This window comes from Nocardiopsis sp. TNDT3, from assembly GCF_003427465.1.
Taxonomy (GTDB): domain Bacteria; phylum Actinomycetota; class Actinomycetes; order Streptosporangiales; family Streptosporangiaceae; genus Nocardiopsis; species Nocardiopsis dassonvillei.
This window is the reverse complement of sequence record NZ_QPFC01000191.1, coordinates 1-11,244: the sequence shown is the minus strand read 5'-3', so window position 1 is coordinate 11,244 and position 11,244 is coordinate 1. Positions and strand designations below refer to the sequence as shown.

Below are 11,244 nucleotides of genomic sequence, written 5' to 3'. Positions count from 1 at the left end.
GCGCGCGGAGCGCAGGGCCAGGCGGGCCGAGGGCGGGCGCTGGTGGCGCCGCCGGCCCGCCGAGGACGAGGAGTCCGAGGAGATGTACGGGATCACCTACGAGGCCGAACCCGACGGTGTCGACACCCCGCAGCGCTGAGGGGCGGCTGTCCGCGGGCGGGGAGGGGCCGGCCACGGTAGCCGCCGAAGTCCTGCACCGGCTCCGGCCGCCGGGCCCGCTCCGTGCCCGGGGCCTGCCCGGGCGCGTGGGCACAGCCCCTGGTGCCGCGAACCCGTTCGCGACGGTCCTAGGCGTTCTCCTTGGGCGCGGGCTTCCTCTTCTGCGGTTCGAAGATGGAGTTGACCAGGTCGGTGCACCACTTGAGCAGCTCCAGGTCCCGCAGGGGCCTGCCGCCCAGGCCGCCGGACTTGGGCACCGGCACCAGCAGGGTCCGGGTCGTCTCCTTGTGGATCGTCTTGGGGTACAGGCGCCGCAGCCGCAGCTCCTGCGACTCGCGCAGCTCCACCGGGGCGAAGCGGATCTGGTTGCCCTGCATCACCACGTCCGACAGGCCCGCGGACTTGGCCAGCACCCGGAACCGGGCCACCGCCATGAGGTTGTCCACCTGCTCGGGCGGGGTGCCGTAGCGGTCGGTGAGCTCCTCGTAGGCGGCGAGGATGTCCTCCTCGCTGGTGACGCTGGCGATGCGCTTGTAGGACTGCAACCGCAGCCGCTCGCCCGGCACGTAGTCGTGCGGGATGTAGGCGTTGATGGGCAGTTCGACCTTGGTCTCGACCTCCTCGGCCGCGTCCGGGTCGCCCTTGAGCTCGGCCACGGCCTCGCCGACCATGCGCACGTACAGGTCGAAGCCCACGCCCGCGATGGTCCCGGACTGCTCGGCGCCCAGGATGTTGCCCGCGCCCCGGATCTCCAGGTCCTTCATGGCCACGTACATGCCCGCGCCGGTCTCGGTGTGCTGTGCCACGGTGGCCAGCCGCTCGTAGGCGGTCTCGGTCAGCGGCCTCTCCGGCGGGTAGAGGAAGTAGGCGTAGGCGCGCTCGCGCCCGCGGCCCACCCGGCCGCGCAGCTGGTGCAGCTGCGACAGGCCGTAGGTGTCGGCGCGGTCGATGATCAGGGTGTTGGCGTTGGGCACGTCCAGGCCTGACTCGACGATGGTGGTGGAGACCAGCACGTCGAAGTTCTTCTCCCAGAAGTCGACCATCACCTTCTCGAGCTGCTGCTCGTTCATCTGGCCGTGCGCGTACGCCACCCGGGCCTCGGGCACCAGGCGCTGGATGCTCGCCGCCACCTTGTCGATGGACGCCACCCGGTTGTGCACGAAGAACACCTGTCCCTCGCGCATCAGCTCGCGGCGGATCGCGGCGGTGATCTGCTTGTCCTCGTAGGGGCCCACGAAGGTGAGCACCGGGTGGCGCTCCTCGGGCGGGGTGAGGATCGTGGTCATCTCGCGGATGCCGGTCAGGCCCATCTCCAGGGTGCGCGGGATGGGGGTGGCCGACATCGCCAGCACGTCCACCTGGGTGCGCAGCCGCTTGAGCGCCTCCTTGTGCTCCACGCCGAAGCGCTGCTCCTCGTCGATGATGACCAGGCCCAGGTCCTTGAAGCGGGTCTCCGAGGACAGCAGCCGGTGCGTGCCGATGACCACGTCCACCTCGCCGGATCGCAGCCCCTCGCGGGTGGCCTCCACCTCGCCGTCGGTCTGGAACCGCGACATCGGTTTGACGGTGACCGGGAAGGAGGCGTAGCGCTCGGTGAACGTGGACAGGTGCTGCTGCACCAGCAGCGTGGTGGGCACCAGCAGGGCGACCTGCTTGCCGTCCTGCACGGCCTTGAAGGCGGCGCGCACGGCCACCTCGGTCTTGCCGTAGCCGACGTCGCCGCAGATCAGCCGGTCCATCGGGACCGACCTGGACATGTCCTTCTTGACCTCGTCGATGGCGGCGAGCTGGTCGGGCGTCTCCACGTAGGGGAACGCGTCCTCCAGTTCGCGCTGCCACGGGGTGTCGGGGCCGAAGGCGTGCCCGGGGGAGGCCTGGCGCGCCGAGTACAGCCGGATGAGGTCGCCCGCGATCTCGCGGACCACCTTGCGGGCGCGGCTCTTGGCCTTGCTCCACTCGGCGCCGCCCATCTTGGACAGGGTGGGCGCCTCGCCGCCCACGTACCGGGTGACCTCGCCCAGCTGCTCGGTGGGCACGAACAGGCGGTCGCCCGGCTGTCCGCGCTTGGAGGGCGCGTACTCGATGAGCAGGTACTCGCGGGTGGCGCCCTGCACCTGGCGGCTGACCATCTCCAGGTAGCGGCCCACACCGTGCTGTTCGTGCACGACGTAGTCGCCGGGCTTGAGCTGGAGCGGGTCGACGGTGCCGCGCCGCCTGCTGGGCATGCGCCGCATGTCCCGGGTGGAGGACTTCTGTCCGGCCAGGTCGGTCTCGGTGAGCACCACCGTGCGCACCGACCGCAGCAGGAACCCGTGGTCGACCAGGCCGGTGGTGACGGTGGCGACCGCCGGTTTGGGCCGCTCGGTCAGGTCAGCGGACAGGGAGGCGCCCAGCCCGGCGTCGCGCAGCATCGCGACCAGGCGCTCGGCGGGGCCGTGTCCCTGGGTGACCAGGACGACGCTCCAGTTGTCGTGCAGCCATCCCTTGATGTCGGCCAGCGCGCGCTCGGTGTCGCCCCGGTAGGACTCGGAGGGCACCGCGCCGACGACGACGGCGTCGTCCTCCTCGGCCGCGCCGCCCTGCTCGTCCGCGGCGAACGGGGTCAGTCCCCACCAGGGCAGGCCCAGCTCGGCGGCGGTGGAGCGCAGCTCGGAGATGGACATGTAGGCGGACTCGCCCAGGTCGATGGGCGCCTCGCCGCCGGAGGCGGCGTTGATCCACGACGCGTCCAGGAACTCGGCGCTGGTGGCCTCCAGCTCCACCGCGCGGGTGCGGATGCGTTCGGGGTCGCAGCCCACCACCATCGCGCCCTCGGGCAGGTGGGCCAGGAACGGCTCCATGCGCTCGGCGAGCACGGGCGCGAAGGCCTCCATGCCCTCCACGGCGACGCCGTCGGCGATCTTGTGCAGGATCTCGGCCAGGGAGGGGTGCTCCTCGGCCAGCGCCCGCGCGCGCCCGCGCACGGTGTCGGTGAGCAGCAGTTCGCGGCACGGCGGCGCGAACAGCCCGGAGGAGGCGCTGGTACGCGGGTCATCGCCGCCGCCGGACTCGATGGAACGCTGGTCGGCGACCTGGAAGTAGCGGACGTCCTCGACGGTGTCGCCCCAGAACTCCAGCCGCAGCGGGTGCTCCTCGGTGGGCGGGAACACGTCCAGGATGCCGCCGCGCACGGCCATGTCGCCGCGCTTCTCGACCAGGTCCACCCGGGCGTAACCGGTGTTGGCCAGGGCCTGGACGACCTCCTCCAGCGGCACCTCGTCGCCGGGGCGGATGCGCACCGGCTCCAGGTCGCCCAGCCCGGACACCAGCGGTTGCAGGACGCTGCGCACCGGGGCCACGACCACGCGCAGCGGGGTGGTCAGCGGGTCGGAGGGGTCGGGGTGGGCCAGGCGGCGCAGGACGGCCAGCCGCTGGCCGACGGTGTCCGAGCGCGGGGAGAGCCGCTCGTGGGGCAGCGTCTCCCACGCGGGGAAGAGGGCCACCGAGTCCTCGGGCAGCAGGCAGCCGAGGGCGTCGGCCAGGTCGGAGGCCTCGCGCTCGGTGGCGGTGACGGCGAGCACGGGCCGCTGCGCGCCCACGGGGGCGGCGGCGGCCAGCGCCCCCACCATGAAGGGGCGCAGCGCCGCCGGGGCGACGAGGTCGAGGTGGGGATCGCGGCCGCCTCGGGCGGCCTCGATCGCGCTGTGCAGTGCCGGGTCCCTGGAGACGTCGGCGAGAAGTCCAATGAGGCTCATAGCACCAGAAAGTGGAAGTGGTCCGGATCAGGCGGTGATGGTCGCGGCCTGCACGGGAAGAAGGCGGCTGCGTGAGTGGACGCCCGGCACCTCTCAGACTATCGAGTCCGGCGGTCCGGCGCGGGCGGGGTGTGGACAACCGGCGACACGGGGCTGCCCCGTGCCGCCCGCGTCCCCGGCCTGGTGGCGCGGGCGGCGGCGCACCGGGTAGAACCGTCTCCGAGCTGCTTCTATTCCGTCTGACACGGTGCGAGGGCGGGTCGCCCCGCGCCCGCGGCATACGCTGGACGCGTTTGCCGGACCGCCCGAGGAGAGGAAGCGCGTGGTGAGTGCCAACAGGCGTGGGAGTGCGCCGCAGGGCGGTGTCGGGAGCCCGGACGCCCCGGTCTTCGCACCAGGTCCGGACGGGCTCGCCCACCTGGAGCTGATCCTCAACGGCGCCTACCCGCTGCCCGGTTTCATGACGCGGGACGAGGCGGTGTCGGTGGAGCGGGACGGCCGTCTGCCCGACGGGCGTCCCTGGCCGGTTCCGGTCACGCTGGAGGTGCCCGAGGAGCTGTCCGGAGCCGACCACCTGACCCTCTCCGACCCGGAGGGCGCGCCGCTGGCCGGGCTCGACGTCACCGAGCACTGGCGTGACGCGGGGGGCCGCCACCTCCTGGCCGGTTCCGTGACCCTGCTGCGCCCGCCCACCTACGGCGTGCTGCGCGAGCTGCGGCCCTCGCCCGCGGAGGTGCGGGCCCAGCGCGAGCTGGAGCCCTCCGAGCGCCCCCTGCTGGCCGTGGTCACCGACCGGCCGCTGCACCACCGCGCCCTGCACCAGATCCGGGCCGAGGCCGACGCGCTGGGCCTGGTCCACGGCGAGGGCGGGCGCGCCGACGTGCTGGTGATCGTCGACACCGGTCTGGAGGACGAGGGCATGGCCACGGCGGTGCTGGCCGCCGGGCCCCTGCTGCCCGCGCGCACCTCCTTCGTGGTGTGCACGCTGCCCAGGAGCGCCGACCGCGCCCGGGGCCTGTTCGGCGGGCCGTGGGGGCCGCGCCAGGTGGGTCTGGCCGCGCACGTGGCCGCGTCCTACGGCGCCACCCACATGCTGGCGGTGACCGGTGGGGACGGCCCCGACGTCGAGCGGTTGATGGCCCTGCGCCCGCCCCTGACCGTGCTGGACCCCGAACCGTGGCGCTACCACTCCTCCGACGGGCTGTGGCTGCCCATGACCCGGACCGACCCGGCGTCCGCGCGGGTCGAGCTGACCGACGAGCAGGTGGAGACGGAGCTGGCGCACGGGCGCGAGCTGCCCTCGTGGTTCACCCCGGCCCGGGTGGGCGCGGAGCTGGCGCGGCTGCGCCCGGCCCGCACCTCCAGGGGCCTGACCGTGCTGTTCACGGGTCTGTCCGGCTCGGGCAAGTCCACGATCGCCCGGGGGGTGTGCGACGGCATCCGCAGGTCGGGGCGCCCGGTGACCCTGCTGGACGGCGACGTGGTGCGGCGCATGCTCTCCAGCGGGTTGACCTTCTCTCGCGAGCACCGGGAGCTCAACATCCGCCGGATCGGCTACGTGGCCTCGGAGATCACCCGGCACGGCGGGGTCACCGTGTGCGCGCCGATCGCCCCCTACGCCAAGGGGAGGGCGGAGGTGCGCGCGATGGTGGAGGAGTTCGGCGACTTCTTCCTGGTGCACGTGGCGACCCCGCTGGAGGTGTGCGAGGCCCGCGACCGCAAGGGCCTGTACGCCAAGGCGCGGGCGGGGGAGATCCCCGAGTTCACCGGGATCTCCGACCCCTACGAGGAACCGGACGACGCCGACCTGGTGGTGGACACCGAGAGCGTGGACCCGGCCGAGTCCGTGGCCAGGGTGCTGTCGGCCCTGCGCGCGGGCGGCTGGCTGCCCGAGCACGACGGCTGAACCGCGGCGCGAACAGTGGAGGACGAGAGTTGAACGACCCCCGAGACCCCCGGGACGTGCGGGACGCACAGGGCGGCAGGGACGGTGGCCCGCCGGTCGGGCACCGGGTGCTGCGCCTGGTCGAGGTGATGGACACCCTGCGCCGGGAGTGCCCGTGGGACCGCGACCAGACCCACGGGTCGCTGGCCAAGTACCTCATCCAGGAGGCCTACGAGACCCTGGAGACCATCGAGGAGGGCGACTTCGCGCTGCTGCGCGAGGAGTTGGGCGACGTGCTGCTCCAGGTGGTCTTCCACGCGGCGGTCGCCGCCGAGCGGCCCGAGGGGGACCCGGCGCGGTTCACGGTGGACGACGTCGCCGACGCCATCATCGACAAGATGACCCGTCGCCACCCGCACGTGTTCGGCGGGGTCGAGGTGTCGGGCGCCGACGAGGTGGGGTCCAACTGGGAGGCCATCAAGGCCGCCGAGCGGGCGGAGAAGGCCAGGGCGGCGGGCGGTGACGGGCGCAACTCGGTCCTGGACGGGGTGCCGTTCGCCCAGCCCGCGGTGCTGCTGGCCGACGAGTTGCAGAGGCGGGCGGTGCGCAACGGCTTCCCCGCCGACCTGGTCGGCGACGACGGGGCCGAGGGCGGGGAGCTGTTCTCGGCGGTGGCGGCCGAACGCGGTCGGGGCCGCGACGCCGAGAGCGACCTGAGGGCGGCGGCCCGCCGGTTCGACGCGCGTGTGCGCGCCGCCGAGGACGCCGCCCGCGCGGACGGCAGGGAGCCCCGCGAGCTGTCCGAGAGGGAGTGGCGGACCTACTGGGACAAGGCGGGCGAGGCCTGACGGGCCGGCCGTAGTGCGGCCGGTGTGAAGCGGGTGCCCTGGCCTGCGCTGATCTCCTGCTTGCGGCCGGTGCCGGCGCCCGGACCCCGCTGTGGGTACGAGACCACGGCGAAGGGGGCGGGTGGATCCGCTGGTCGCCGGTCCGGGTCAGGCCCCGGCGGGTGCGGGGGCGTCCAGCTCCAGGGCCTCCGACGCCCGTGACAGCCTGTTGTCGAAACCGCCGAGGGAGGACAGCAGCGGGGCCAGCCGGAGCAGGAGGCCGCGTGCCAGCAGCGCCGGTCGGGTGCGCGGGAGCAGGAACGCCTGGCCCCGGTCGGCGATGTCCTGGTTGGCCGCCACGAACGGCCTCATCCGGGCCTCGTAGGCGGCCAGCGCCGCGCGGTGGTCGTCGTGGCGGGCGAGTTCCCGTGCCAGGACGTGGGCGCCGACCACGGCCAGGCTGCTGCCCTGCCCCGACATGGGGGAGGGGCAGTACCCGGCGTCGCCGAGCAGGGTCACGCGCCCGGTCGACCAGCGGTCCATGCGGATCTGGGCGACGGAGTCGAAGTAGAAGTCCGGGGCCCGCTCCATCGCCTCCAGGATCCGGTCGGCCTCCCACCCGTGCCCGGCGAAGGCGCGGCGCAGGAACTCCCTCTGCTGTCCGGGCGGCCTGCGGTCGACGCCGTTCTCCTCGCGCGCGGACAGCGCCAGCATGGCCTTGGCCCCCCGCGCGCGGGGCGTATGGTACATGGCCACGAGCCGCCCCGGGGTGTTGAACAGCACGGCCTCGCGGTCCAGCCCCGGGTGGTTGGGCACCGTGAAGATGCTGATGTAGCTGCCCAGGAAGCGGCGGTGGGGGGCCTCCGGGCCGAACGCGAGCCGCCGGGTCGTGGAGTGCAGGCCGTCCGCCCCCACGACGAGGTCGAACACGCGCGGCCTGGACCGCTCGAAGGTCACGCGGACCCCGTCCGGCTCCTGTTCGATCGCGGTGACGGAGTCCCCGTAGAGGTACTCGGTGTACGCGGTGGTCGGCGCGTGGACCAGGCGGACCAGGTCGCCGCGCAGCAGTTCGGCGGAGCGGCCGTCGGCGGTGACCGAACTCGCCTCGAAGCCGCCCGTGCGCCTGCCGCGGGCGTCCACGGTCGTGGCCCTGGACATCTCGGTGGCCGAGGCCCGGACGCCGTCGAGCACCCCCATGCGCTCGGCGACGTCCAGGGCCGTGCCGCGCACGTCGATGGCGTAGCCGCCGGTGCGGGGCGCGGGGGCGCGTTCGACGACGGTGGCCTCGATGCCGTGGTGGTGGAGCCAGTGGGCGAGGGTCGGCCCGGCGATGCCCGCGCCGGAGATCAGGACGTTGCGTACGGCGGTCATGGGTTCTCGCTCCTTCGGGTGCCGTTGCCACCACGCTAGAACTCTACTTACCGTGCGTAAAGTAACTTACCGATCGACAAGTAAACTACTGGCCGGAAGGTCGGAGTTAGACTCGGCTGACCGGGTGGCGAGGGAACGGGAGTGACACGGGTGCCCAGAGCGCGGAGCGACACCAAGGCGCAGATCCGGGCGGTGGCCCTGGAGCTGTTCGCCCGCAAGGGGTTCGAGAAGACCAGCCTGCGCGAGATAGCCGAGCGCCTGGACATCACCAAGGCCGCGCTGTACTACCACTTCCCCTCCAAGAACGACCTGCTCACGTCACTGGTCAGGCCCCTGGGCGAGGACATGGAGGCGCTCTTCGCCAGGTACGGCGGCCGTGGCGGGGCCGACGACCCGCGCGCGCTGCTGGGCGACTACTTCGACGTCTGCGTGCGCCACAGCGCCCTGCTGCTCGCCGTCCTCAACGACCTGGGCGCGCTGGCCGACGTGGGGCTGGTCGAATCCGTCATCTCCTGGCGCCGACGCCTGGACGCCCTCCTCGTGGGGCCCGAGGGCGGCGTGCCCGCCCGGATGGGCGCCGTGATCGCCCTCGGCGGCATCCAGGACCTCTCGGTCATGTTCTCCCCCGAGGAGGCCGCCGACCACCGCGAACGCGCCATCGACATCGCCATGGCCGCCCTGGAGTCGGGCATGTCCGATATGGACTAGACCAATTCCGCCGGGTGCGCGCTTCCTCCCCGGTGCGGGGTCGCTAGTCTCGTGTCGGGTCCTGAACCAGTGGTCCGAGAAACCCCAAGAGACGGAGAGAGACCGTGGCGTCCATCGAGGCAGTACAGGCGCGGGAGATCCTTGACTCCCGGGGCAACCCGACAGTCGAGGTCGAGGTTCTGCTCGACGACGGAACCATCGCGCGCGCGGGCGTCCCCAGCGGCGCCTCCACCGGCCAGTTCGAGGCCGTCGAGCTGCGCGACGGCGGTGACCGCTACGGCGGCAAGGGCGTGACCAAGGCCGTCACGGCCGTCAACGACGAGATCGCCGACGAGCTGCTCGGCCACGCCCCCGACGAGCAGCGCATCATCGACCGCGCGCTCATCGACCTGGACGGCACCCCGGACAAGTCCCGGATCGGCGCCAACGCCATCCTGGGCGCCTCCCTGGCCGTGGCCAGGGCCGCCGCGGCCGAGGCCGGGCTGCCCCTGTTCCGCTACATCGGCGGCCCCAACGCGCACGTGCTGCCGGTGCCGATGATGAACATCCTCAACGGCGGCGCGCACGCCGACAGCAACGTCGACATCCAGGAGTTCATGGTCGCGCCGATCGGCGCTCCCACCTTCTCCGAGGCCGTCCGCTGGGGCACCGAGGTCTACCACGCCCTCAAGTCGGTCCTCAAGGCCCACGGCCTGGCCACCGGCGTGGGCGACGAGGGCGGCTTCGCCCCCAACCTGGACAGCAACCGCGCCGCCCTCGACCTGATCGTGGAGGCCATCGAGAAGGCGGGCTACACCCCGGGCACCGACATCGCGCTCGCCCTGGACGTGGCCGCCAGCGAGTTCTTCAGCGACGGCGTGTACACCTTCGAGGGCAAGGCCCGCTCCTCGGAGGAGATGGCCGCCTACTACGCCGAGCTGGTGGAGGCCTACCCGCTCGTCTCGATCGAGGACCCCCTCGACGAGGAGGACTGGGAGGGCTGGAAGAAGCTCACCGCCCAGCTGGGCGACAAGGTGCAGCTCGTGGGCGACGACCTGTTCGTCACCAACCCCGAGCGGCTCCAGCGCGGCATCCTGGCCGACACCGCCAACTCGCTGCTGGTGAAGGTCAACCAGATCGGCACCCTCACCGAGACGCTGGACGCGGTCTCCCTCGCCCAGCGCAGCGGTTACACGGCCATGATCAGCCACCGCTCCGGCGAGACCGAGGACACCACCATCGCCGACATCGCGGTGGCCACCAACGCCGGGCAGATCAAGACCGGCGCCCCGGCTCGCAGCGAGCGGGTCGCCAAGTACAACCAGCTGCTGCGTATCGAGGAGGAACTCGACGACGCCGCCGTGTACGCGGGCGTGTCGGCCTTCCCGCGCTTCGCCGCGCGCGGCTAGTCTGCCCCAGTGCCCCGCGAATCCGAGCAGCAGCGTCCAAAGGCCAAGAAGGCGGCCAAAGCCGACAGGCCAGGGCGCGGCCCTGCCCGGAAGACGGGGTCCTCGGGCACGGGCACGGGCCGCACCCCCCGGGTGCGGCCCATGCTCACCAGCCGCGCGGCCATCCTCGCGCTCGTGGTGTGCGTGATCGCGCTCAGCCTGGCCTACCCGCTGCGCGAGTACATCGCCCAGCGCGCCCAGCTCGCCGAACTCCGCGAGGAGCGCGCGCGCATGGAGCAGAGCGTGCAGGACCTGCGCCAGCGCGAGGAGGAGATGACCCAGGACGCCTATGTGGAGCGCGAGGCCCGCGTCCGGCTGCACTACCAGTACCCCGGCGAGACCGCCTACATCGTCATCCCGCCCGACTCCGAGGACGAGGACGAGGACGACACCGGCCCCAGCGAGCCCTGGTTCACCACCCTGTGGCGCTCGGTGGAGGAGGCCGACAGCCCGCCGCCCGACGACGGGCTCTGAGCCCGCGCCCTCAGAGCAGGGCGCCCGCGGCCCACGCCCCCGCCGCCAGTGCGGCCAGCGCGCAGCCCCCGGTCAGGGCCGCGTAGCCGGCGGCGGCCGGGACACGCCCCTCCCGGGCCAGGGAGAGGACCTCGTGGGAGAAGGTCGAGTACGTGGTCAGCGCGCCGCACAACCCGACGGAGAGCAGGGCCCACAGCCGCGGGGGGAGCGCCGCCGCCCCCGCCGCGCCGACCAGCAGCCCCAGCAGCAGGGTGCCCGCGACGTTCACGGTGAACGTGCCCCAGGGCAGCCCCGTGCCGACCGCGCGCGAGACGGCCCGGTCCACCAGGTAGCGCAGGGCCGCGCCCGCGCCGCCGCCCAGACCGACGAGCCACACATCCCAGTTCACGGCCGCCTCCTACGGACCAGCGCGCGGACCGCGCGCCCCGTGGCCCACGCGCCCAGGGCGGTCCCGGCCACCGCCCCGACCAGCGTGAGCGCCATGTAGGCCGCGGCCTCGGCGACCCGTCCGGAGGCCGCCAGCGCCCCCGTGTCCAGGACGTGGGCCGAGTAGGTGGTGAACCCGCCCAGGAAGCCGGTGCCGAGCAGCTGCCTGACCCAGGGCGGCGCGGGCCGGGGCCCGGCGGCGGCCGCGACCAGGACGCCGATGAGCACCGAGC

Annotated in this window: 9 protein-coding genes; 5 read left to right on the top strand and 4 right to left on the bottom strand. The window is 73.2% G+C overall.

What is annotated here, in order from left to right; translation table 11 throughout:
- Positions 1–287: 287 nt before the first annotated feature.
- A complete protein-coding gene (mfd, locus tag DQW06_RS05220) occupies positions 288–3,893 on the bottom strand; it encodes a transcription-repair coupling factor (protein ID WP_117198057.1) in 3,606 nt (1,201 codons plus the stop codon).
- A gap of 322 nt (positions 3,894–4,215) precedes the next feature.
- Here mfd and cysC point away from each other — a divergent pair, with 322 nt between their 5' ends.
- Together cysC and DQW06_RS05210 are read left to right on the top strand one after the other, a co-directional pair.
- Positions 4,216–5,799, top strand: a complete 1,584-nt coding sequence (cysC, locus tag DQW06_RS05215; RefSeq protein WP_117198056.1) for an adenylyl-sulfate kinase — start codon at positions 4,216–4,218, stop codon at positions 5,797–5,799.
- 128 nt (positions 5,800–5,927) lie between these two features.
- Positions 5,928–6,626, top strand: a complete 699-nt coding sequence (locus DQW06_RS05210; RefSeq protein ID WP_049800335.1) for a MazG family protein — start codon at positions 5,928–5,930, stop codon at positions 6,624–6,626.
- A gap of 147 nt (positions 6,627–6,773) precedes the next feature.
- Here the strand turns inward: DQW06_RS05210 and DQW06_RS05205 are convergent, their stop codons facing one another.
- A complete protein-coding gene (locus tag DQW06_RS05205) occupies positions 6,774–7,976 on the bottom strand; it encodes an FAD-dependent monooxygenase (protein ID WP_071621268.1) in 1,203 nt (400 codons plus the stop codon).
- 150 nt (positions 7,977–8,126) lie between these two features.
- Here DQW06_RS05205 and DQW06_RS05200 point away from each other — a divergent pair, with 150 nt between their 5' ends.
- The 3 genes from DQW06_RS05200 (at position 8,127) to DQW06_RS05190 (ending at position 10,585) form a co-directional block, all read left to right on the top strand.
- Positions 8,127–8,684, top strand: a complete 558-nt coding sequence (locus tag DQW06_RS05200) for a TetR/AcrR family transcriptional regulator (protein ID WP_013151127.1) — start codon at positions 8,127–8,129, stop codon at positions 8,682–8,684.
- A gap of 104 nt (positions 8,685–8,788) precedes the next feature.
- Complete coding sequence (gene eno / locus DQW06_RS05195; RefSeq protein ID WP_013151128.1) at positions 8,789–10,072, top strand: phosphopyruvate hydratase; 1,284 nt, start codon at positions 8,789–8,791, stop codon at positions 10,070–10,072.
- A 141-nt stretch (positions 10,073–10,213) separates the two neighbouring features.
- Positions 10,214–10,585: a septum formation initiator family protein gene (locus DQW06_RS05190; protein WP_013151129.1), complete on the top strand. Its 372-nt coding sequence runs from the start codon at positions 10,214–10,216 to the stop codon at positions 10,583–10,585.
- A gap of 10 nt (positions 10,586–10,595) precedes the next feature.
- Here the strand turns inward: DQW06_RS05190 and crcB are convergent, their stop codons facing one another.
- Positions 10,596–10,973 carry a fluoride efflux transporter CrcB gene (crcB, locus tag DQW06_RS05185; RefSeq protein WP_013151130.1) on the bottom strand — a complete coding sequence of 126 codons (378 nt, stop codon included), beginning with the start codon at positions 10,971–10,973 and terminating at the stop codon, positions 10,596–10,598.
- Positions 10,970–11,244: CrcB family protein (locus DQW06_RS05180; RefSeq protein WP_198662383.1), on the bottom strand; the 275-nt coding region annotated here is incomplete at its 5' end. The genes crcB and DQW06_RS05180, both read right to left, overlap by 4 nt.

Coding starts and splice junctions, on each gene's coding strand:
- mfd (WP_117198057.1), bottom strand. CDS start 3,893: ATGAGCCTCATTGGACTTCTCGCCGACGTCTCCAGGGACCCGGCACTG.
- DQW06_RS05210 (WP_049800335.1), top strand. CDS start 5,928: ATGGACACCCTGCGCCGGGAGTGCCCGTGGGACCGCGACCAGACCCAC.
- DQW06_RS05205 (WP_071621268.1), bottom strand. CDS start 7,976: ATGACCGCCGTACGCAACGTCCTGATCTCCGGCGCGGGCATCGCCGGG.
- DQW06_RS05190 (WP_013151129.1), top strand. CDS start 10,214: ATGCTCACCAGCCGCGCGGCCATCCTCGCGCTCGTGGTGTGCGTGATC.